Origin of the sequence: Bradyrhizobium semiaridum, from assembly GCF_020329505.1 — a bacterium.
Classification (GTDB): domain Bacteria; phylum Pseudomonadota; class Alphaproteobacteria; order Rhizobiales; family Xanthobacteraceae; genus Bradyrhizobium; species Bradyrhizobium semiaridum.
In genome coordinates this window covers 101,529-123,864 of sequence record NZ_JAGKJJ010000007.1, presented here as the reverse complement: position 1 = coordinate 123,864, position 22,336 = coordinate 101,529, and the positions used below count along the sequence as shown (strand labels likewise).

The following is a 22,336-nucleotide window of genomic DNA, read 5'->3' as shown; positions in this document are numbered from 1 at the left end:
AGTGTTAACTTTAATCGGAATCAATCATGGCCTGCCCTGAAATATTCGGCAATGATCCGCCCGGCCCGGTGGCGGAAGCGTCGACGCGGCAGTGGTGCAACACTGTTTATCCTGGTTCAAATCCAGGCCGGGCCTCCAGCCTTCGCGCGGTTCGCAAGCTGCGGCTCGGCAAGCTCCCTCGCTCCGTAGCGGGTGGCCCCGAAGCGCCAACCCCAGCCCCCCGGTGAGCCCGCACCCACCTCCTCCGGCCGCCGGCCCAGCACACCCCAGACAAACGCATTTCCCCCAGATTCGCAGTTGATTGGGCCTTTTTGGGGGTTTCGCGGGTGCGGAAACTGGTCTAAAGACCACCCGCGCGCGAGGGATCGCGCTTCCCGCGCTACAACATGTAGTGCAGGGCTCGAGGGACGCGCGGAACGCGCGCCCTTTTTTTGTGCCCAAATTCCTGTCCGCGAGAGCTGATGCCCAAAAGAACCGACATCTCCACCATCCTGATCATCGGCGCCGGTCCCATCGTGATCGGCCAAGCCTGCGAATTCGACTATTCCGGCACGCAGGCTTGCAAGACGCTGAAGGAGGAGGGCTATCGGATCGTCCTGGTCAACTCCAACCCGGCCACGATCATGACCGACCCGGAGCTGGCGGACGCGACCTATATCGAGCCGATCACGCCCGAAATCGTCGCCAAGATCATCGAGAAGGAGCGCCATGTCGTCCCCGGCGGCTTCGCGCTGCTGCCGACCATGGGCGGCCAGACCGCGCTGAACTGCGCGCTGTCGCTGCGCAAGCAGGGCACGCTCGAGAAATTCGACGTCGAGATGATCGGCGCCACGGCCGACGCGATCGACAAGGCCGAAGACCGCCAGCTGTTCCGCAACGCGATGGACAAGATCGGCCTGCAGACGCCGCGGTCGCGCCTCGCCAACGCCTCGGCGCTGAAGAAGTCCGACCGCGATAAATACCTCGCCGACCGCGCCAAGTTGTCCGGGCCCGAGCTCGAGGAGTTCGAGCGGCTGTGGGATGCCGGCGAGAACGAGCGGCGCAAGCGCTACCAGCAGCAGGCGCTGGCAGAAGCCTTGATGGCGCTGTCCGACATCGGACTGCCCGCGATCATCCGCCCCTCCTTCACGCTCGGCGGCACCGGCGGCGGCATCGCCTACAACAAGGAAGAATATCTCGACATCATCGAGCGCGGCCTCGACGCCTCGCCGACCAACGAGGTGCTGATCGAGGAATCCGTGCTCGGCTGGAAAGAGTTCGAGATGGAGGTGGTGCGCGACAAGAAGGACAATTGCATCATCATCTGCTCGATCGAGAACGTCGATCCGATGGGCGTGCACACCGGCGATTCGATCACGGTGGCGCCGGCGCTGACGCTGACCGACAAGGAATACCAGATCATGCGCGACGCATCGATTGCGGTGCTGCGCGAGATCGGGGTGGAGACCGGCGGCTCCAACGTGCAGTTCGGCATCAATCCGGACGACGGCCGCATGGTCGTGATCGAGATGAACCCGCGCGTGTCGCGCTCCTCGGCGCTGGCATCGAAGGCGACCGGCTTCCCGATCGCCAAGGTCGCCGCAAAACTCGCGATCGGCTACACGCTGGACGAGATCGCCAACGACATCACCGGCGGCGCGACGCCGGCCTCGTTCGAGCCGACGATCGACTACGTCGTCACCAAGATCCCGCGTTTCGCATTCGAGAAATTCCCCGGTGCCTCCTCCACGCTGACCACCTCGATGAAGTCGGTCGGCGAGGTGATGGCGATCGGCCGCACCTTCCAGGAGAGCCTGCAGAAGGCGCTGCGCGGGCTCGAGACCGGGCTCACCGGCCTCGACGAGATCGACATCGAGGGCCTCGGCCGCAGCGACGACAAGAACGCGATCCGCGCCGCGCTCGGCACTCCGACGCCGAACCGCCTGCTGCAGGTCGCGCAGGCGATGCGGCTCGGCTGGACCAACGAGGAGATCTTCAATTCCTGCCGGATCGACCCCTGGTTCCTCGCCGAGTTGCGCGGCATCGTCGAGATGGAGGACAAGGTCCGCAACAACGGCCTGCCGGACAATGCATTCGGGATGCGGATGCTCAAGGCGATGGGCTTCTCGGATGCGCGGCTCGCCGTACTCACGGAAACCACCGAGGCCGACATCACCGCGAAGCGCCACGCACTCGGCGTGCGCCCGGTGTTCAAGCGCATCGATACCTGCGCCGCGGAGTTCGCTTCGCCGACTGCGTACATGTATTCGACCTATGAGCGGCCGTTCGCCGGCGCACCCGCCGACGAGAGCGATCCGTCCGACCGCAAGAAGGTGATCATCCTCGGCGGCGGACCGAACCGCATCGGCCAGGGCATCGAGTTCGACTATTGCTGCTGCCATGCCTGCTTCGCGCTCGCCGACGCCGGCTACGAGACCATCATGGTCAACTGCAATCCGGAGACGGTGTCGACCGACTACGATACCGCTGATCGCCTCTATTTCGAGCCGCTTACCGCGGAAGACGTGCTGGAGATCATCGCGACCGAGCGCAAGAACGGCACGCTGCACGGCGTGATCGTGCAGTTCGGCGGCCAGACCCCGCTGAAGCTCGCGCGCGCGCTGGAAGCCGCCGAGGTGCCGATCCTCGGCACCTCGCCCGACGCGATCGACCTTGCCGAGGACCGCGACCGCTTCAAGCGCGTACTCGATAAGCTCCGCCTCAAGCAGCCGAAGAACGGCATCGCCTATTCGGTCGAGCAGGCGCGCCTGGTGTCCGCCGATCTCGGCCTGCCGCTGGTGGTGCGTCCGTCCTACGTGCTCGGCGGCCGCGCGATGCAGATCATCCGCGAGGAGAACCAGCTCAACGACTACCTGCTCGGCACCCTGCCCGAGTTGGTGCCGGCCGACGTCAAGGCGCGCTATCCGAACGACAAGACCGGGCAGATCAACACCGTGCTCGGCAAGAACCCGCTGCTGTTCGACCGCTATCTGTCCGACGCGACCGAGGTCGACGTCGACTGCCTGTCCGACGGCAAGGACACCTTCGTCGTCGGCATCATGGAGCACATCGAGGAAGCCGGCATCCATTCCGGCGACTCCGCCTGCTCGCTGCCGCCGCACTCGCTCGATGCCAGCACGATCAGCGAGCTGGAGCGGCAGACGCGTGAATTGGCCCTTGGCCTCGACGTGGTCGGTCTGATGAATGTGCAGTACGCGATCAAGGACGGCGAGATCTACGTGCTCGAAGTCAATCCGCGCGCCTCGCGCACGGTGCCGTTCGTCGCCAAGGTGGTCGGCACGCCGGTCGCCAAGATCGCAGCAAGGATCATGGCCGGCGAGAAGCTCGCCGATTTCGAACTGAAGAAGAAGCAGCTCGGCCATGTCGGCGTCAAGGAATCGGTGTTCCCGTTCGCCCGCTTCCCCGGCGTCGACACCGTGCTCGGCCCGGAGATGCGTTCGACCGGCGAGGTGATGGGCATCGACCGCTCGTTCGAGGTCGCGTTCGCCAAGAGCCAGCTCGGCGGCGGCACGCGCGTACCGCGTCATGGCACCGTGTTCGTCTCGGTGCGCGGCGACGACAAGATGCGCATTGCGGATGCGGTGCGGCTGCTGCACTCGCTCGGCTTCAAGGTGATGGCGACCTCGGGCACCCAGCGCTATCTCAGCGACAACGGCGTGCCGACCGAAAAGGTGAACAAGGTCCTCGAGGGACGGCCGCACATCGTCGACGCCATTACCAATGGCGACGTCCAGCTGGTGTTCAATACCACCGAGGGCCCGCAGGCGCTGGCCGACAGCCGTTCGCTGCGGCGCGCTGCCCTCTTGCATAAAGTGCCGTATTACACCACTCTTTCGGGCGCGGTGGCGGCCGCACGGGGCATCCGGGCCTATCGGGACGGGGACCTTGAGGTCCGCACGCTTCAGAGTTACTTTTCCGAAAGCTGACCGCTGCCCGGGCTAGAAGGTCCGAAACGGTCAGCAATTAGCCGAACGGCTGGAACTCACCGCGCGATTAGATGTTGTCACGGCCCCCAGCGGGGCCGAATATCACTGGGCTTCCGGGCGCGCTTGCGTCCTGATTCCTGCGTTAGCTGAACTGGACATTCGTGCACGCCGCGGGGCGTGCGCGACGAAGGACGAAGATGATGGATAAGGTTCCGATGACTGCGGATGGATACGCCGCACTGACGGACGAGTTGAAGCATCGCCAATCGGTGGATCGTCCGCGCATCATCGAACACATCGCCGAGGCGCGCTCGCACGGCGACCTCTCGGAGAATGCCGAGTATCACGCCGCCAAGGAAGAGCAGTCGCACAACGAGGGCCGCATCGCGGAGCTCGAGGACAAGCTCGCGCGCGCCGACGTCATCGACATCAGCAAACTCTCCGGCGACACCATCAAGTTCGGCGCCACCGTGACGCTGGTCGACGAGGACACCGAGAAGAAGGCGGTGTGGCAGATCGTCGGCGAGGTCGAGGCCGACGCCAAGAAGGGACGCATCTCGATCACCTCGCCGCTGGCGCGCGCGCTGATCGGCAAGACCAAAGGCGCGACGGTCGAAGTGATGGCGCCGGGCGGCGCCAAGGCCTACGAGATCACCAAGGTCGAGTGGCGATAGTTACTCTCAAGTGACTGATGCAGGAAAGCCGCGTTCAACACGCGGCTTTTTTTGTGCGCGCATTTGCCCCGCCGTCTGACGGCAATGTGAGTGGAAGGGGCGCCGCGGCCCATATTAGTCAGGCTGTGACATGATTATCCGAAATCATCATGTCGGGGGACTGGGATCGGCACACGACGATTGCGCCGCAGCAGGCGACCTTGAGTTCTTTTGCGTCAGCGTCCCGCTGCCGCGCTCCGCAGCTGCTTCGATCGCCGAGGAATGATTCCAGGGTGCAAGGTGTTGACATCACACTGTAGTGGCAGACACCGTGTATTCCGCTTCGTGCAATGTTCCAGCGTGTCAATCAGGGGGTAAATGACAATGGACCAGACGTTCTCGAAATTTCGGCCTGTGGTGCTGAGCCTGTTTCGCTTCATCACCGGGCTGCTGCTGTTCCAGTACGGCGTTGCCAAGATCTTCAAGTTTCCGGTGCTGCCGTACTTCGCCAACATCCCGCCGCTGATCACGACCGCGGGCGCACTCGAACTGATCCTCGGCGCGCTCTTGATGATCGGCCTGTTCTCGCGGCTGGTCGCGTTCATCCTGTCGGGCGAAATGGCCTTCGCCTATTTCCTCGGCCACATGTTCAAGAACCCGGCCGAGCCGGTGTTCCTGCCGCTGCTCAACGGCGGCACCGCGGCGATCCTGTTCTGCTTCGCCTGCCTCTATCTCGCGACCTCGGGCCCGGGCCCGATCAGCGTCGACGAGATGCGGAAGAAGTGACGACGTAGTCGTCATTGCGCGAAGGAAATGAGCGAACCCGGAATCTCGAGATTCCGGGTTCGATGCTAACGCATCGCCCCGGAATGACGCGCAGAGCGCCTCAACCCGCCGCCTTCAAATCCAGCGGCACCGCGGCTTCGTATTTGGAATTGTGCAGCACCAGCGAGGTCCGCACATTGCGCACATGCGGCGCCGCGGTCAGCTGGGTGACGAACTCCTGGAACGTCGCCATGTCGGGCGCGACGCATTTGAGGATGAAGTCGACCTCGCCCGACAGCATCCAGCATTCCCGCACCAGCGGCTCGGCGCGCACGAAATTTTCGAACGCGCGCAGATCGGCGTCGGCCTGGCTCGACAGGTGCACCGCGGCAAACACCGTGACGTCGAAACCGAGACGCCGCGGGTCGAGCAGCCCGCGGTAGCCCTGGATGTAGCCTTCCTCCTCGAGCGCCCGGACCCGGCGCAGGCAGGGCGGCGGCGAGATGCCGACCCGTTTGGCCAGTTCCACATTGGTGATTCGGCCATCGGCCTGGATTTCGGCGAGGATTTTGAGGTCGATCTCGTCAAGGTTCTTCGACACGCGACTACGGTTCCTTGGAACTTGAGTGCTTGGCTCGGTTGCTGGCAACTCTCTTAGCCCAGTCGACCATCGCTGCGCAATTTTATTGCGCAGAAATTGGCTGGTTTCGCGAATTTGACTTCAGTTCCGGGGAAAAATCGCTGCTATGGATTGCAGTTCTTGCATGGCTCCCCAGATATCCTAGACTTGGATTTGACACTTTTGGCGCCGCCGCGACGTCTTTCCGGGGCGCCCCCCGCACAAGTCCTCATCAAAGTCCCCAAAACAGAGGGATCGACAAAATGCCTGCGCCTGTCCATGCCAAGGTCGTCATCATCGGGTCCGGCCCCGCCGGTTACACCGCAGCGATCTACGCGGCGCGCGCGATGCTCGAACCGATCCTGATCCAGGGCATCCAGCCGGGTGGGCAGCTGACCATCACCACCGACGTCGAGAACTATCCGGGCTTCGCCGACGTGATCCAGGGCCCCTGGCTGATGGAGCAGATGGAGAAGCAGGCGGCCCATGTCGGCACTAGGATCGTCACCGACCTCGTCAACAAGCTGGAGCTCGGCCAGCGCCCGTTCCGCCTGACCTGCGACAGCGGCGACGTCTATCTCGCCGAGACCGTCATCCTCGCCACCGGCGCCCAGGCGCGCTGGCTCGGGATCCCGTCCGAAGCGAAATTTCAGGGCGGCGGCGTGTCGGCCTGCGCGACCTGCGACGGCTTCTTCTACCGCAACAAGGACGTGGTGGTGGTCGGCGGCGGCAACACCGCGGTCGAGGAGGCGCTGTACCTGACCAACCACGCCTCGCAGGTCACCATCGTGCATCGCCGCGATCACTTCCGCGCCGAGCGCATCCTGCAGGAGCGGCTGTTCAAGCATCCCAAGATCAAGGTGGTCTGGGACGCCGTCGTCGATGAGATCTGCGGCACGGAGAACCCGAACAAGGTCACCCATGTGCGGCTGAAGAACGTCAAGACCGGCACGCTGACGGACCTCAAGACCGACGGCGTCTTCGTCGCGATCGGCCATGCGCCGGCGACCGAGCTGGTCAAGGGCCAGATCAAACTGAAACCCTCCGGCTATGTCGAGGTGGCGCCGAACTCCACGGCAACCTCGGTGCCCGGCCTGTTCGCCGCGGGCGACGTGGCGGACGAGACCTATCGGCAGGCGGTCACGGCCGCCGGCCTCGGCTGCATGGCGGCACTCGAGGCAGAACGCTTCCTGGCACTTCGCGCGAGCGATCGCGCAGCGGCGGAATAACCATGGCACGATCTCGCGACGGATTTACGGATATGGACTGGGACAAGCTGAAGGTCTTCCACGCAGCGGCGGAAGCGGGCAGCTTCACGCATGCCGGCGAGCAGCTTGGGCTTTCGCAATCGGCGGTCTCCCGCCAGGTCAGCGCGCTGGAGCAGGAGCTCTCGGTGTCGCTGTTCCACCGCCACGCCCGCGGCTTGATCCTCACCGAGCAGGGCGACCTGCTCTTCCGCACCGCGCATGACGTGTTCATGCAGCTGCAGGCGGCGCGCGCCAAGCTCACCGACAGCCGCGAGCGGCCGAGCGGCGATCTCAAGATCACGACGCCGCCGGCGCTCGGCATCAACTGGCTGATCCCGCGGCTCGACGAATTCACCGCGCTCTATCCGGACATCCGGATCTCGCTGATCGTCACCGACGAGGACCTCGACCTCTCGATGCGCGAAGCGGACGTTGCGATCCGCACCCGCAAGCCGACCCAGCCCGACCTGATCCAGCGCAAGCTGTTCTCGATCGGCTTCCACGCCTATTGCTCGCCGGAATACATCAAGCGCTTCGGCACGCCGCGCACGCTTGATGATCTCGACTCGCATCGCATCATCATGCTCGGCGACGCGCAGGTGCCGCCGCATCTGCAGAACCGCAGCTGGCTGATCGACGCCGGCCGCAACGGCTCCGGACCGCGCGAGCCCTACTTCAAGGTGAACAACATCCTCGGCCTGGTACGGGCCTGCCAGCAGGGCCTCGGCATCGCGGCGCTGCCGGATTATCTGGTCGAACAGAACAACCTCGTGCAGCTGTTCGGCGAATCCGACTCGATCGCGCTCGATACCTACTTCGTCTATCCCGAGGAGTTGAAGACGGTGGCGCGCGTGCAGGTGTTCCGCGACTTCGTCGTCAGCAAGGCGCAGCGCTGGCCGTCCTGATTAAGCGGCCCTTATACGATTTCATTATACGCGGCCGGCATTGCTCCGAGATGCGTTGGATGCCCCCCAAGACTCCGCATGTCTGACATGCGGCTCGGACGGTTGCTGCATGGCGCCATCAGGGATCATAGTGTTTCCACGCTGAGCGGTCGCGTCGCGCATATGTCCCCCTCCTCCAGTGGCGCGGAAGTTCAGTAATCCCTCTTGGAAGGTGATTGTGTCGGCCTCACGTGGCCAATACCTTAAGCCGGGCTCTGTTGAGCCCGGCTTTTTTTCTTCCGCGTGCCATCATCATCGCGTTGCTTCGATGCGCGAAATTTGCATCTCGCGCCGCAGTGAGCCTGCGGATTGACAACAACCTCGCGGCGCAGCATGATTGGCAGATGATCACGACTTCGTGCGCAGCTCTGGTCTCGAAAAAAGCTCCCCTCCCGGGGACACGAGATCGCGCGCGATAAGATCACCATCGCATTCAGCCGATCCCGAAAACCCCGCCGCCTGGACGGGGTTTTTTGTTGGTCCCGTCTCCGGCTTTGCCCCCTAGGAGATGGAACATGACTGACCTACGACCCCGATTGCAGGGCCTCTGGCTGCCCCTGATCACGCCGTTTCGCGACAGCGCACTCGACGTCGCATCGCTCCGCCGTCTCGTGCGGCACTACGCCGGCGGCCCGGTGGACGGCCTGATCCTCGGCGCAACCTCCGGCGAAGGCATGTCGCTGAGCACGGACGAACTGGAAGGGCTGGTGAGCGTGGTGCTCGCCGAACTTACTGCCAGCTCCCGCCATCTGCCGATCTGCCTGGGGCTCTCCGGCGCCAGCACGGCGAAGATGAAGGAGACACTGGACGACACTGCGGACTGGCCGATCGACGGCTATCTGATCGCAAGCCCCTACTACACGAGACCGTCGCAGCGCGGGCTGCTGCAGCACTTCAACGCGCTCGCCGATCACGCCGCCTGGCCGATCGTGCTCTACAACATCCCCTATCGCACGGCGGTGAACCTGACCAACGAGACGCTGCTGGCACTCGCCGCGCATCCGAACATCGTCGGCATGAAGGATTGCAGCGCCGACCGCGCCCAGTCGATCGACTTGCTCAACCGGCGGCCGGCCGGCTTCCGCGTGCTGACCGGCGAAGACGCGCAGACCTTCGATGCGCTCTCCGACGGCGCCGACGGTGCGATCCTGCTGTCGGCACATCTGGAGACGAAGACCTTCGCCTCGATCCGGACGCTGTTGAAGCAAGGCAACCGCGATGCGGCGCTGGCGGCCTGGCAGAGCGTTGCCGGCTTGACCCGCCTGCTGTTCGCCGAACCGAGCCCGGCCCCGGCCAAGCACTGGCTGTGGCGTCAGGGACTGATCGACAGCCCCGAGGTGCGGCTGCCGATGGTCGAGGTCAGCGAGGACCTCGCGACCTGGCTCGATGCCGAGATCGCGCGCCGCGCGCAGGCGTTGCAGCCGGCGTGATCTTTCTTCTCCTCTCCCCGTTCTTACTGGGAGAGGGTCGGGGTGAGGGGCTGCTTCCGCAAAGAGTTGCACTTGCGGAGACTCCCCCTCACCCGGAACGCATCTTGCGATGCGTTCCGGCCTCTCCCCGCAGGCGGGGCGAGGCAAGAAAGGAGCTCAATCCAGCTTCACTCGCGACAGCCGCAGCGCGTTGCCGATCACGCTGACCGAGGACAGCGCCATCGCAGCGGCGCCGAGCATCGGCGAGAGCAGGATGCCGAACAGCGGATAGAGCACGCCGGCCGCGATCGGCACGCCGGCAGCGTTGTAGACGAAGGCGAACGTCAGGTTCTGGCGGATGTTGCGCATGGTCGCGACCGAGAGTTTCCGCGCGCGAACGAGCCCCGACAGGTCGCCGGTCAACAGCGTGATGCCGGCGCTCTCGATCGCAACATCGGTGCCGCCGCCCATCGCGATGCCGACATCAGCGGCCGCCAATGCCGGCGCATCATTGACGCCGTCGCCCACCATCGCGACGACGCGGCCTTCGCCGCGCAGCCGCTGCACGACTGCGCTCTTGCGTTCCGGCAACACGCCGGCCTCGACCTCGTCGATGCCGAGGCTGCGCGCCACCGCGCGGGCCGTGGTCTCATTGTCGCCAGTCAGCATCACGATGCGCAGGCCTTCGCCGCGCAGCGCCTGCAGCGCGTTCGCCGCCGACGGCTTGACCGGATCGGCGATCGCGATCACGCCGGCGATGCGGCCATCGACCGCGACATAGATCGCGGTGGCGCCGTCCTTGCGCGCAGCCTCGGCGGCCTCATCCAGCGCGGCCGTTGCGACTTTCAACTCGCCCATCAGCACGGCGTTGCCGAGCGCGACCTGCCGGCCGTCGACGGTGCCGGTCGCGCCCTTGCCGGAGGGCGAGGCGAAGCCGCTGACCGCCGCCGGAGCGAGCGCGCGGACTTTTGCCGCCGCGAGGATCGCCTGCGCCAGCGGATGCTCGCTGCCCTGCTCGACGCTGGCCGCAAGGCGCAGCACGCCGTCCTCGTCAAAGCCTTCGGCAGGAATGATCTGCGTGACCTTCGGCTTGCCCTCGGTGAGCGTGCCGGTCTTGTCGATCACCAGCGTATCGATCGCCTCCATCCGCTCCAGTGCCTGCGCATCGCGGATCAAAATGCCGGAATGCGCGCCGCGGCCGACACCGACCATGATCGACATCGGGGTCGCGAGCCCAAGCGCGCAGGGACAGGCGATGATCAGCACCGTGACGGCGGCAACCAGCGCAAAGGTCAGGCGCGGCTCGGGGCCGAACGTCGCCCAGGCGATGAACGCAACCACCGCCGCGGCGATCACCGCCGGCACGAACCAGCCGGCGACGCGATCCGCAAGCCGCTGGATCGGCGCGCGCGAGCGCTGCGCCTTGGCGACCATGTCGACGATGCGCGACAGCATGGTGTCGCGGCCGATCTTCTCGGCGCGCATCACGAGTCCGCCGTTCTGGTTCACGGTGCCGCCGATCACGTTCTGACCTTCGGCCTTCGCAACCGGCATCGATTCGCCTGTCACCATGGACTCGTCGATCACGGCGCTGCCCTCGATGACGACGCCGTCGACCGGAACCTTCTCGCCCGGGCGCACGCGCAGGCGGTCGCCGACCTTGATCGCGTCGATGTCGATATCCTCGTCGCCATGTTCGGTGATCCGCCGCGCGATCTTCGGCGCAAGGCCGAGCAGCGCGCGGATCGCGCCGGACGTTTGCGCACGGGCCCGCAGCTCCAGCACCTGTCCGAGCAGCACCAGCACCGTGATGACGGCGGCCGCCTCAAAATACACCGCGACCGCGCCATGCATGTCGCGGAACGCCGGCGGGAACAGGTCTGGTGCCAGCGTCGCGATCACGCTGTAGACGTAGGCGACGCCGGTCCCCATCGCGATCAGCGTGAACATGTTCAGGTTACGGGTAACCAGCGACTGCCAGCCGCGCACGAAGAACGGCGCGCCGGCCCACAGCACGACCGGGGTCGCCAGCACGAACGAGATCCAGTTCGACCAGGTCTGCGGCACCAGATGCATCAGCCCGAGATGGCTGCCCATCTCGAGCACGAACACCGGCAGCGTGAGCGCCAGCGCGATCCAGAACCGGCGCGTCATATCGATCAACTCGGGATCGGGGCGGTCATCGAGCGAGACCTGCTCCGGCTCCAGCGCCATGCCGCAGATCGGACAGCTCCCGGGACCGACCTGGCGCACGTCCGGGTGCATCGGACAGGTGTAGATCGTGCCTGCGGGCGCCGGCGGCTCTGCCTCGCGGGGTTTGAGGAATTTTTCCGGCTCGGCTTCAAAACGTTCGCGGCAGCGGCCGCTGCAGAACAGATACTCCTCGCCCTGGTAGGTGAAGCGATGCTTGGCGGTCGCCGGATTGACCTTCATGCCGCAGACCGGATCGATCGCGAACACCGTCTCGGCCGGCGCAGCGCCGTGATCGTGCTTGCCGCCACAACAGGCGTGGGCGGCCGCGCCGTGGTGATGATGATGGGCGTGCGAATGGTTCTGTTCTGCGTGTGCCACGAAGCGTCTTCCCGGCCGGCGCCCGGCCTCTTGATTTAGATACCCTAGGGGGGTATATGACGCTTATGAGGGAAGAGATCAAGGCATCCTGCTTAAAGCGACTCAAACGGATCGAGGGCCAGATCCGCGGCCTCGCCGGCATGGTCGAGGACGACCGCTACTGCATCGACGTGGTGACGCAGATCGCGGCCGCCCGCGCGGCGCTGCGCCGCGTCGAGGAGGAAGTGTTGCGCGATCACGTCGCCCATTGCGTCGAGCACGCGATCTCATCCGGCGACAAGGCCGACCAGCGGCGCAAGATAGCCGAGCTGATGGATGTGATCGGGCGAGCGGATAGGTGACGCCACGCCGGTGCTCGCGATGAAATCAGGAGCGCTGCCGTTGCCACATATTCAGTGTCGTCCCGGCGAAGGCCGGGACCATAACCACCGCAGATCATTGTTGCGCGACGCTCGGGCCACAGCCCGCTTCAGCAACTCAATCCTGTGGTTACGGGTCCCGGGTCGCGCTTCGCTTGCCCGGGACGACGTGGGGAGTGAGATCGCCCAAATTCAAGGTCAGTTATTGAACCGGAAATGCATCACGTCGCCGTCGGCGACGACGTAGTCCTTGCCTTCGAGCCTGAGCTTGCCGGCGTCGCGCGCGCCGGCTTCGCCGTTGCCGGCGATATAGTCGTCATAGGCGATGGTCTCGGCGCGAATAAAACCCTTCTCGAAATCGGTGTGGATCACGCCGGCTGCGGCAGGCGCCTTGGTGCCGCGGTCGATGGTCCAGGCGCGGGCTTCCTTCGGGCCGACGGTGAAATAGGTGATGAGGTCGAGCAGCTGGTAGCCGGCGCGGATCAGGCGGTCGAGCCCGGCCTCTTCCAGGCCCAGCGTCTCCAGGAAGTCGGCGCGCTCCTCGCGCGACAGCGTCGCGATCTCGGATTCGATCTTGGCGGAGATCACGACGGCGACCGCGCCCTCCTGCTTGGCGCGCTCGAACACCGCGTTCGAGAAGCTGTTGCCGTCCTTGGCCGAGCCTTCCTCGACATTGCAGACGTAGAGCACGGGCTTGGAGGTCAACAGCCCGAGCATGCGGAATGCGCGCTCCTCCTCCGGCTTGCGCTCGAGCGCGCGGGCCGGCTTGCCGTCGCGCAGCAGCACCAGGGCGCGGTTGACCAGCTCGAGCTGCTCCTTGGCGTCCTTGTCGTTACCCTTGGCCTTCTTCGTCAGGTTGTCGACGCGCTTCTCCAGGCTGTCGAGGTCAGCGAGCATTAGCTCGGTCTCGATGGTCTCGATGTCGGCGAGCGGCGCGATCTTGCCTTCGACATGGGTGATGTCGGAATCCTCGAAGCAGCGCACCACATGCGCGATGGCGTCAACCTCGCGGATGTTGGCAAGGAACTGGTTGCCGAGCCCTTCGCCCTTGGAGGCGCCGCGGACGAGGCCGGCGATATCGACGAAGGTCAGCCGGGTCGGGATGATCTGCGCCGATTTGGCGATCGCCGACAGCTTCTCCAGCCGCGGATCGGGCACCGCCACCTCGCCGACATTCGGCTCGATGGTGCAGAACGGATAGTTCGCCGCCTGGGCGGCCGCCGTCTCGGTCAGCGCATTGAACAGCGTCGACTTGCCGACGTTAGGCAGCCCGACGATCCCGCATTTGAATCCCATTGTCCGTCCCGAACCCCGCTGGAGCCGCGCAGCGCCTCAAGGCGTGCCGTTCTCATCCTTGTCGAAAAATCCCTTGGCCTGCATCGTCAGATGCACCTTGTTGGCGAACGAGGCGTCATGCCCCGTCGCCAGCAGGCCGGCATTGTCGGCGACGGCCTGGCACAAGGCCTCCACCCACGGCCGGTCGCTTTTGGCGAAGTCCGACAGTACGTGGCTGTGCACGAGCTCCTTGATGCCGGGATGACCGATCCCGAGCCGCACGCGCCGATATTCATTGCCGATATGCGCCGAGATCGAGCGCAGCCCGTTATGGCCGGCGATGCCGCCGCCGATTTTCACCCGCACCTTGGCCGGCGGCAGTTCGAGCTCGTCCTGGAACACGGTGACGTCGGAAGGCGCGAGCTTGAAGAAGTTCGCCGCCTCCTGCACCGCGCGCCCGGACTCGTTCATGTAGGTGGTCGGCTTCAGCAGCACGACCTTCGCATGGTCGAGCACGCCTTCGGAGGTCTCGCCCTGAAAGCGACGGCGCCATGGTGCGAAACCATGACGCCGTGCAATCTCGTCGACCGCCAGGAAACCGATATTGTGCCGGTTGCTGGCGTATTTGGCGCCGGGATTACCGAGACCGACAAAGAGGCGCATGGCGCGGCATCCCATGCCGGCGCGCCATCAGACGATCGCGCGCCGACCTGACCCGTTACTTCTTCTTGTCGCCACCGCCGGCGGGCGCCTTGGCACCCGCGGCCGGCGCCGCAGCGCCCGCAGCCGGAGCCGCAGCGGCGGCCGGAGCCGCAGCACCTGCGGCCGGAGCAGCGCCACCGGCAGCCGCCGCAGCCGCGGCCTTCTGCTCTTCGGCGTAGCCGGACGGCGGCACGATGGTGACCAGCGTCGCGTCCTCGCGGGCCAGCGACTTCACGCCGGTAGGCAGCTTGACGTCGGACAGATGCAGCGAGTGGCTGATCTCGAGGCTGCCGACATTGGCTTCGATGTATTGCGGAATGTTGTCGACCGAGCACTCGAGATCGAGCGCGTGAGTGACGATGTTGACGGTGCCGCCACGCTTGACGCCGGGCGCGGTTTCAGCGCCCACGACATGCAGCGGAACGCTGACGCGGATGGTGGCGCCTTCGCCGAGCCGCATGAAGTCGACGTGGAGCGGAAAATCCTTTACCGGATCGAGGTGGAAGTCGCGCGGAATCACGCGGTGCTTCTTGCCCTCGAGGTCGATGTCGTAAATCGTGGTCAGGAACCGGCCCGCCAGGATGCGCTGGCGCAGTTCGCGGTCGTCGACCGAGATGGTCACCGGGGGCTGGTTGTTGCCGTAAATCACTCCGGGAACTCTCCCGGCGCGACGCTCTGCCCGGGCGGCCCCCTTGCCGCTCTTCGGACGCGCGGTCGCCTTCAATTCCTTGACGGTCGCCATAGCGTTAAGTCCTTGTATTTGAAAAGTTAAAGGCCGCAACGCGGCCCATGCTCAGGTCCACAGCAAGCCTCCAGGGGTGCGGGGGCCGTAGACGTGGCGGGCTTTTAGCCCCAAAGGGGCGAAATGACAAGGAAATGAAGGAAATTTTCTTGCGTGGCCAAACGGCGCCCGCGTAGCCCCGATGAGCGAAGCGATATCCGGGACCGGTTCCTCCGCGGGACGAATCCCGGATGTCGCTTCGCTCATCCGGGCCACAAGCGCCTTATCCGGCGCTGCCGCCGAGCTTGGCTTCCAGCGCCGCGATCCTCGCCTTGAGCACCTCGTTCTCCTCGCGCGCCAGGCGGGCCATGTCCTTGACCGCCTCGAACTCCTCGCGCTTGACCACGTCGAGGTCGCGCAAAATGCGTTCGGCCTGGTTGCGCATGACCTGATCGACCTCGCGCTTGACGCCCTGGGCGGCGCCCGCGGCGTCGTTCATCAGACGGCCGATCTCGTCGAAAAACCGGTTGCTGGTTTGGGTCATCTCACAAGCTCTCCGCGTTCACTGAGGTCGCGGCAAGACAATGGCGATCTGCACCGACAGGTTCAAGTGCGGCGCGAATGGCAGGCCTCCCGCGGCTTGCCTTGTCATGCTCCGGTTTCCTTGCAATCGTATTGAACGCACAACAGAAATCGCACAGCAACGCGAGCAGGAACGCCATGATCGAGCACACCGTCGAGATCGAGACCAGGGACGGCAAGACCACCACCTTCATCACCCATCCCGAGCGCGGCGGCCCGTTTCCGGTCGTGATCTTCTACATGGACGCGCCGGCGATCCGCGAAGAGCTGCGCGACATGGCGCGCCGGCTCGGCACCTCCGGCTACTACGTGATGCTGCCCAACATGTATTACCGCGCCGGCGTGATGGAGCTCGGCCCGATCAATCCCGATCCGGAATCGCCGGAGCGCAAGCGGATGTTCGCGCTGATGAACTCGCTCAGCATCCCGCTGGTGATGGAAGACACCAAAGGCCTGCTCGCCTATGCCGAGACGCAGAAGGCCGCCAACACCAAAATCATCGGCACGGTCGGCTACTGCATGAGCGGCCGCTATGCGATCAACGCGGCGACGCATTTCCCCGATCGGGTCAAGGCCGCCGCCTCGATCTACGGCACCCACCTGGCGACCGACCAGGCCGACAGCCCGCACCTTGCCGCGCAAAAGACCAAGGCCGAACTCTATTTCGCCTGCGCCGAGACCGATATCTACGCGCCACAGGAGATCATCGAGAAGGTCAAGGACGGCATGAAAGGATCGAACAACGAAGTCGAGATCTATCCCGGCACGCATCACGGCTTTGCCTTCCCCAAGCGCCCGGTCTATGACCGCGACGCCGCCGAACGCCACTGGGAGCGGCTGCTCGCGCTCTATCGACGCAACCTCGCAAGCTGAGCCTCAAGGCGCACGATGCCGTTCCTGCTGATCGACTTTCCGGTGTTCAATCCCGTCGCGGTCTCGCTCGGGCCGATCGCGATCCGCTGGTATGCGCTGGCCTACATCGTCGGCATCGTGCTGGGCTGGATCTACGCCCGCTCGCTGATCAAGAAGGAGCGGCTGTGGGGCGGCGAGGTGCCGATCACGCTGCCGCAGCTCGACGACTTCATCCTCTGGGTCACCATCGGCATCATCGTCGGCGGCCGCACCGGCTATGTGCTGTTCTATAATCTCCCGTTCTTCATCGCCCATCCGGCCGAGATCTTCGAACTGTGGAAGGGCGGCATGTCGTTTCACGGCGGCTTCCTCGGCTGTGTCGTCGCCGTGATGTGGTTTGCCCGCCGCAACGGCATCCCGATCCTCTCGCTCGGCGACATCACCACCGCGGTGGCGCCGATCGGGCTGCTGCTCGGCCGGATCGCGAACTTCATCAACAGCGAGTTGTGGGGCCGCGCCGCCGACCCGAGCCTGCCCTGGGCGATGATCTTCCCCAATGGCGGGCCGCTGCCGCGCCATCCGAGCCAGCTCTACGAGGCCGGGCTCGAAGGCATCGTGCTGTTCGCGGCGCTTGCCGTGATGATCCGGATGGGCGCGCTGCGGCGGCCCGGCCTGATCCTCGGCAGCTTCATCGCGTTCTACGGCATTGCCCGCATCATCGGCGAGCACTTCCGCGAGCCCGACCCGCAGCTCGGATTCCTGTGGGGCGGCCTGACCATGGGGATGCTGCTGTCGGTGCCAATGCTTATTGTGGGCGCTATCCTCATCGTGGCGTCGATCCGCCGCGGGGCAACGGAGCCGGCGCAAGGCTCCGTTGCGAGCTCAACCCAAGGAAGGCCGTGAACGAACCCTCCCCGCTGCTGGACGAGATCAGGAAGCTGATCAAGCTGTCCGGGCCGATGCCGGTCTGGCGCTACATGGAACTGTGCCTGATGCATCCGCGCTACGGCTACTACGTGTCGCGCGATCCGCTTGGGCGCGAGGGCGATTTCACTACGGCGCCGGAAGTCAGCCAGATGTTCGGCGAACTGCTCGGGCTGTGGAGCGCCTCGATCTGGCGCGCGATCGGCTCGCCTCCGGCCCTGCATCTGATCGAGCTCGGGCCCGGCCGCGGCACCATGATCGCCGACGCGCTGCGGGCGCTCCGCGTGCTGCCGCCGCTCTACCAGTCGCTGAGCATCCACCTCGTCGAGGTCAATCCGGTGCTGCGCGAGAAGCAGCGCGCGACGCTGGCGGGCGTCCGCGACGTCACCTGGTACGACAGCATCGACGAGGTGCCGGAGGGCCCGGCAGTGATCCTCGCCAACGAATATTTCGACGTGCTGCCGATCCACCAGATGGTCCGGCGCGAGACCGGCTGGCATGAACGCACCGTCGGCATGGATGCCAACGGCAATCTGTACTTCGCGCCAGCGCCCGAGCCGACACCGGGCTTCGAGGTACTGCTGCCGCCGCTGGTGCGCGCCGCGCCGGTCGGCGCAGTGTTCGAATGGCGTCCCGACACCGAGATCATGAAGCTCGCGACGCGGGTGCGCGACCAGGACGGCGCCGCGCTGATCATCGACTACGGCCATCTGCGCAGCGACGCCGGCGATACTTTTCAGGCGATCGCCCGCCACAGCTTCGCCGATCCCCTGAAGAATCCTGGCGAGGCCGACGTCACAGCGCATGTCGATTTCCAGGCGCTGGCGCGCGCCGCGGAGGATGTCGGCGCCAACGTCCACGGGCCGGTGACGCAGGGCGATTTCCTCAAGCGCCTCGGCGTCGAGGCGCGCGCCGCCGGCCTGATGGCCAAGGCCTCACCGGAGGTGTCGGCCGACATCGCCGGCGCGCTGAAGCGGCTGACCGATTCCGGCCGCGGCGGCATGGGCTCGATGTTCAAGGCGATGGCCGTCTCCGATCCACGCATCACCTCGATCGCCGGCCTGAGCGATCAGCCCGACCAGGACGAGTAAACCATGACATTGGGATCACCGCTGCTGTCGGCCGTGCCGGGGCTGCGCCATGCGTTCTTCTCCCGCGAGGGCGGCGTCTCCGAAGGTTTCTATGCCAGCCTCAATGGCGGCCTCGGTTCGCGCGACGATCCCGCCAAGGTCACCGAGAACCGGCGGCGGATGGCCGAGCAGCTCGGCGTGCCGCTGGCGCATCTGATCAGCGTGCACCAGGTCCATTCGCCCGACGTCGCCGTTATCACCGAGCCGTGGAACGGCGCCCCGCGTCCCAGGGCGGACGCGTTGGTGACGCGGACCGAGGGCCTGGCGATCTCGGTGACGACAGCCGACTGCGGCCCGATCCTGTTCGTCGACCCCAATGCGCGGGTGATCGGCGCGGCGCATGCCGGCTGGAAGGGCGCGCTGACCGGCGTGCTGGAATCGACCATCGCGGCGATGGAGACGCTCGGCGCCGACCGCAGCGGCGTCGTCGCCGCGATCGGCCCCTTGATCCGCAAGGAGTCCTACGAGGTCGGCAACGAATTCGTCGAACGCTTCATCGAGGCCGATGCCGAGTACGGGATGTTCTTCGTGCCCGGCGCGCGCGACGGCCACGCGATGTTCGATCTCGCCGGCTTCATCCGGATGCGGCTGGAGAATGCCGGCGTCTTGATGATCGACGACCTCGGCATCGACACCTATTCCGACGAGCGCTGCTTCAGCTATCGCCGCTCCGTGCACCGCAAGGAAGCCGATTACGGCCGGCTGGTTCACGCGATCGCGCTGGAAGGCTGAGGGCGACGGCAGCGGCGCGACAGTAGCCCGAACCGGAAATGGGGTCAGGATCGTCGACGCCATGCGGCACCATCTGGCCGACTGAACAGGAAAATCTAGTCTTTGGAGCCGGGTTGCGATCGACGCAGAACCCAGCTCTATGGTCTTGTTTCGGCGTGAATTCCTGCCGCGATCTGGACACATGCCTCGCGTGAGGATGCTCGCCCGCAGCGGCGCGTGGCTTCCCTGCCCTAGACGTTAAGCGGTTTTAACGATATCGCAGGACGCAATGAGGGAAGCGTCAAACAGCCAGTTTCAAACTGGGACGATCGTGCGTTGCGCGATTGCCGCCACGTGGCTTGTGATTGCCGGCGCGCTCGGCGGCTGCGCCGCCGGCGGCAATGCTGCCGATTCCTACGCGATGGCCACGCCGGCGAGCAGCGGCGCGACGGTGACGTTCGAGTCGATCGACGGCCCGCCGCCTCAGGTGTTCGACCGCATGGTCGGCGTGCTCGACAGCGAATCGAAGTTGCGCAGCCTGTCGATCGTGTCGCGCGAAGGCACCGCAGCCTATCGCGTCCGCAGCTATCTGTCGGCGCAGGTGGTGCGCGGCCGCACCATGATCGCCTGGGTGTGGGACGTCTACGACAACAATCAGCAGCGCGCGCTCCGCCTCTCCGGCGAGGAGCCCGCCGGCAAGGCCGGCCGCGACGCCTGGGCCGCCGCCGACGACCTTGTGCTGCGCAAGATCGCCCAGGCCGGCCTCAGCGGCCTCTCCAGCATGATCAATGGCGGCCCGGCCAGCCCGGCGCCCGGCCCGGCTCCCGAGCTGCGCGGCCCCGCCGTGGCGAACGCCCCGGCGCCGGCGGCAACCGAGACCGTCGCGCTCGGATATTCCGCTAACTAAAACCCCGTCATTCCCCGGAGGCAGGGCATTTTTGCCCAAGAAAACGCTGGCCGGGCCGGGCTAATGGGTTGCCAGCGGAGCCGCCATCCTGATATTCCCTCGCGCACCGAAAACCCGCCGGTTCTGTAAGGACTTGAGATGCTGCACGTCGTATCCAGCAAGGCGCGGGGGGAAGCATCGATGTCGGCAAAGAACGGATCAATCAAGCTCGTCGCCGGCAACTCCAATCCTGCGCTGGCGCAGGACATCGCCAAGGGGCTCGGCCTCGAACTGACAAAGGCCGTGGTCCGGCGCTTCGCCGACATGGAGATCTTCGTCGAAATCCAGGAGAACGTCCGCGGCTCGGACATGTTCATCCTGCAGTCGACGTCGTTTCCGGCCAACGACAATCTGATGGAACTCCTGATCATCACCGACGCGCTGCGCCGCTCCTCGGCGCGCCGCATCACCGCGGTGGTGCCTTATTTCGGCTATGCAAGGCAGGATCGCAGGTCCGGCTCGCGCACCCCGATCTCGGCCAAGCTCGTCGCCAATCTGATCTCGCACGCCGGCGTCGACCGAGTCATGACGCTCGACCTGCATGCCGGCCAGATCCAGGGCTTCTTCGACATTCCGACCGACAATCTGTTCGCGGCGCCGCTGATGGTGCGCGACATCAAGGAAAAGTTCGACCTCGCCAAGGTGATGGTGGTGTCTCCCGACGTCGGCGGCGTGGCGCGCGCGCGCGGCCTCGCCAAGCGCATCAACACCCCGCTCGCGATCGTCGACAAGCGCCGCGAGCGCCCCGGCGAGTCCGAGGTGATGAACGTGATCGGCGACGTCTCCGGCTACAACTGCATCCTGGTCGACGACATCGTCGACTCCGGCGGCACGCTGGTGAACGCGGCCGAGGCGCTGATCGCGCACGGCGCCAAGGAGGTCTCGGCCTACATCACCCACGGCGTGCTGTCCGGCGGCGCCGCCGCCCGCATCGCCTCGTCGCGGCTGAAGGAGCTGGTCATCACCGACTCGATCCTGCCGACCGAGGCGGTCAACAAGGCCCCAAACATCCGCACCATCTCGATCGCCGGGCTGATCGCCGAAGCGATCGGCCGCACTGCCGCGGAAGAGTCAGTCTCGAGCCTGTTCGACTAAAGCGCGATGAGATTTGGTTGAATCGTCATCGCGCTTTAGCTCTTTGTTTGAGCATGATCTTTTTGGAAAACCGCTTCGCACTTTTCCGGATCATGCTTTAGGTCTTATCGTCTTCCCCATTCAAAGCTGTCATCGCCCGCTCGACCGGGCGATCCAGTACGCCGCGGCCGATCCGGTCAAGCACAACCACCTCTGGAATACTGGTATGGGCTTCGCCAAGCCGCTGAGTCGCTGATTGCGCGGCCATCGGGCATGATGCCCGACGGAATTACCTTGGCGCTCTGGCGCTTCATCCCTACAATTCCGCTCCCGGCGCCTGGTGCTCTGGCCCGATCACGACGGAGGTGAAGCTATGCCCAAACCGGAAAGCTTCCCAATCGACAAGATTTACGTTCCCGTAAAGCGGAAGAAAGCTCTCAAGCCTGCGCTGGTTCAGGAAATCGCCGAAAGTATTTTGTCCATCGGCCAACAGGCTCCCATCCTCGTTCGGTCCGACGAAGATCGCTTCGTTCTGGTCGAGGGGCTGCACCGCTTCGAAGCCTGCAAGGCTCTTGGTGAAGAAACCATCATCGCGCTCCTCGTCCCCGCCGAGACGGCTCACCAGAAAACGCTGCTGTCCGACAGCGCGGAGGCCGAAGCCGAGCGTGATAAGATGGCCCGCTTGAAGAAACTGCGCCTCGAAAAGGAAGCTGCCGACCATCTGGCCGCAGCCTCAACGGCCGCCGCGAAGCCGGACGCGCGGGAGCTCCGACAACGCCCAAAGGGTCTTAAGGCCATCGCGGACCAATCACATCGCAGCGCGGCGGCGTCAAGGTTCAACAACACCTCGAGGCCCAAGACCTTGTCAGAATGGATTACGCAGCAAAAAGGCAATGGCGGCCGTTATTGATGGCCGACCGGCGGCG

21 protein-coding genes and 1 tRNA gene are annotated in these 22,336 nt (G+C 65.2%); 16 read left to right on the top strand and 6 right to left on the bottom strand.

The genetic code is table 11. The features are described from left to right. Positions 1–62: 62 nt before the first annotated feature. From J6500_RS11210 to J6500_RS11195, 4 genes are all read left to right on the top strand, one after another. Positions 63–138: transfer RNA gene (locus tag J6500_RS11210), tRNA-OTHER, on the top strand. Positions 139–461: 323 nt separating this feature from the next. Further along, the gene (gene carB, locus J6500_RS11205) at positions 462–3,926 is read left to right on the top strand and encodes a carbamoyl-phosphate synthase large subunit (protein WP_225712752.1); all 3,465 of its coding nucleotides are present in this window, start codon (positions 462–464) and stop codon (positions 3,924–3,926) included. Positions 3,927–4,126: 200 nt separating this feature from the next. After that, positions 4,127–4,600: a transcription elongation factor GreA gene (gene greA / locus J6500_RS11200; protein ID WP_225712751.1), complete on the top strand. Its 474-nt coding sequence runs from the start codon at positions 4,127–4,129 to the stop codon at positions 4,598–4,600. 363 nt (positions 4,601–4,963) lie between these two features. Then, entirely contained in the window at positions 4,964–5,365 is a 402-nt protein-coding gene (locus tag J6500_RS11195; protein ID WP_225712750.1) for a DoxX family protein, read from the top strand. Between the two features lie 100 nt (positions 5,366–5,465). Here J6500_RS11195 and J6500_RS11190 read toward each other — a convergent pair whose 3' ends face one another. Continuing rightward, positions 5,466–5,945 (bottom strand): Lrp/AsnC family transcriptional regulator, encoded by a 480-nt coding sequence (locus J6500_RS11190; protein ID WP_225712749.1) that lies wholly within the window; start codon positions 5,943–5,945, stop codon positions 5,466–5,468. Between the two features lie 281 nt (positions 5,946–6,226). Between J6500_RS11190 and trxB the strand changes: the two genes are divergently transcribed. From trxB to dapA, 3 genes are all read left to right on the top strand, one after another. After that, positions 6,227–7,192 (top strand): thioredoxin-disulfide reductase, encoded by a 966-nt coding sequence (gene trxB, locus J6500_RS11185; protein WP_225712748.1) that lies wholly within the window; start codon positions 6,227–6,229, stop codon positions 7,190–7,192. Between the two features lie 2 nt (positions 7,193–7,194). Further along, entirely contained in the window at positions 7,195–8,115 is a 921-nt protein-coding gene (locus tag J6500_RS11180) for a LysR family transcriptional regulator (protein ID WP_172626690.1), read from the top strand. A 554-nt stretch (positions 8,116–8,669) separates the two neighbouring features. Then, positions 8,670–9,584, top strand: coding sequence for a 4-hydroxy-tetrahydrodipicolinate synthase (gene dapA / locus J6500_RS11175; RefSeq protein ID WP_225712747.1), 915 nt, complete (start codon positions 8,670–8,672; stop codon positions 9,582–9,584). 156 nt (positions 9,585–9,740) lie between these two features. Here the strand turns inward: dapA and J6500_RS11170 are convergent, their stop codons facing one another. Continuing rightward, positions 9,741–12,134 carry a heavy metal translocating P-type ATPase gene (locus J6500_RS11170; protein WP_225712746.1) on the bottom strand — a complete coding sequence of 798 codons (2,394 nt, stop codon included), beginning with the start codon at positions 12,132–12,134 and terminating at the stop codon, positions 9,741–9,743. 65 nt (positions 12,135–12,199) lie between these two features. Here J6500_RS11170 and J6500_RS11165 point away from each other — a divergent pair, with 65 nt between their 5' ends. Further along, positions 12,200–12,475, top strand: a complete 276-nt coding sequence (locus J6500_RS11165; protein WP_225712939.1) for a metal-sensitive transcriptional regulator — start codon at positions 12,200–12,202, stop codon at positions 12,473–12,475. A 216-nt stretch (positions 12,476–12,691) separates the two neighbouring features. Here J6500_RS11165 and ychF read toward each other — a convergent pair whose 3' ends face one another. The 4 genes from ychF to J6500_RS11145 form a co-directional block, all read right to left on the bottom strand. Next, positions 12,692–13,789, bottom strand: coding sequence for a redox-regulated ATPase YchF (gene ychF / locus J6500_RS11160; protein ID WP_225712745.1), 1,098 nt, complete (start codon positions 13,787–13,789; stop codon positions 12,692–12,694). A 36-nt stretch (positions 13,790–13,825) separates the two neighbouring features. After that, the gene (gene pth, locus J6500_RS11155; RefSeq protein WP_225712744.1) at positions 13,826–14,431 is read right to left on the bottom strand and encodes an aminoacyl-tRNA hydrolase; all 606 of its coding nucleotides are present in this window, start codon (positions 14,429–14,431) and stop codon (positions 13,826–13,828) included. Between the two features lie 55 nt (positions 14,432–14,486). After that, entirely contained in the window at positions 14,487–15,212 is a 726-nt protein-coding gene (locus J6500_RS11150; protein ID WP_225712743.1) for a 50S ribosomal protein L25/general stress protein Ctc, read from the bottom strand. 262 nt (positions 15,213–15,474) lie between these two features. Continuing rightward, positions 15,475–15,735, bottom strand: a complete 261-nt coding sequence (locus J6500_RS11145) for an accessory factor UbiK family protein (protein WP_225712742.1) — start codon at positions 15,733–15,735, stop codon at positions 15,475–15,477. A 176-nt stretch (positions 15,736–15,911) separates the two neighbouring features. Here J6500_RS11145 and J6500_RS11140 point away from each other — a divergent pair, with 176 nt between their 5' ends. The 8 genes from J6500_RS11140 (at position 15,912) to J6500_RS11105 (ending at position 22,320) form a co-directional block, all read left to right on the top strand. Beyond that, positions 15,912–16,646: a dienelactone hydrolase family protein gene (locus tag J6500_RS11140; RefSeq protein ID WP_225712741.1), complete on the top strand. Its 735-nt coding sequence runs from the start codon at positions 15,912–15,914 to the stop codon at positions 16,644–16,646. A 15-nt stretch (positions 16,647–16,661) separates the two neighbouring features. After that, a complete protein-coding gene (gene lgt, locus J6500_RS11135) occupies positions 16,662–17,528 on the top strand; it encodes a prolipoprotein diacylglyceryl transferase (protein ID WP_225712740.1) in 867 nt (288 codons plus the stop codon). Positions 17,529–17,584: 56 nt separating this feature from the next. Next, a complete protein-coding gene (locus tag J6500_RS11130; RefSeq protein ID WP_225712938.1) occupies positions 17,585–18,640 on the top strand; it encodes a class I SAM-dependent methyltransferase in 1,056 nt (351 codons plus the stop codon). Between the two features lie 3 nt (positions 18,641–18,643). Continuing rightward, positions 18,644–19,411, top strand: a complete 768-nt coding sequence (pgeF, locus tag J6500_RS11125; protein WP_225712739.1) for a peptidoglycan editing factor PgeF — start codon at positions 18,644–18,646, stop codon at positions 19,409–19,411. 268 nt (positions 19,412–19,679) lie between these two features. Beyond that, positions 19,680–20,297 (top strand): hypothetical protein, encoded by a 618-nt coding sequence (locus tag J6500_RS11120; protein WP_225712738.1) that lies wholly within the window; start codon positions 19,680–19,682, stop codon positions 20,295–20,297. Between the two features lie 180 nt (positions 20,298–20,477). Next, the gene (locus J6500_RS11115; RefSeq protein WP_225712737.1) at positions 20,478–21,431 is read left to right on the top strand and encodes a ribose-phosphate pyrophosphokinase; all 954 of its coding nucleotides are present in this window, start codon (positions 20,478–20,480) and stop codon (positions 21,429–21,431) included. Positions 21,432–21,444: 13 nt separating this feature from the next. Then, complete coding sequence (locus tag J6500_RS11110) at positions 21,445–21,666, top strand: hypothetical protein (RefSeq protein WP_225712736.1); 222 nt, start codon at positions 21,445–21,447, stop codon at positions 21,664–21,666. Between the two features lie 117 nt (positions 21,667–21,783). Further along, positions 21,784–22,320, top strand: a complete 537-nt coding sequence (locus J6500_RS11105; protein WP_225712735.1) for a ParB N-terminal domain-containing protein — start codon at positions 21,784–21,786, stop codon at positions 22,318–22,320. Positions 22,321–22,336: the final 16 nt, after the last annotated feature.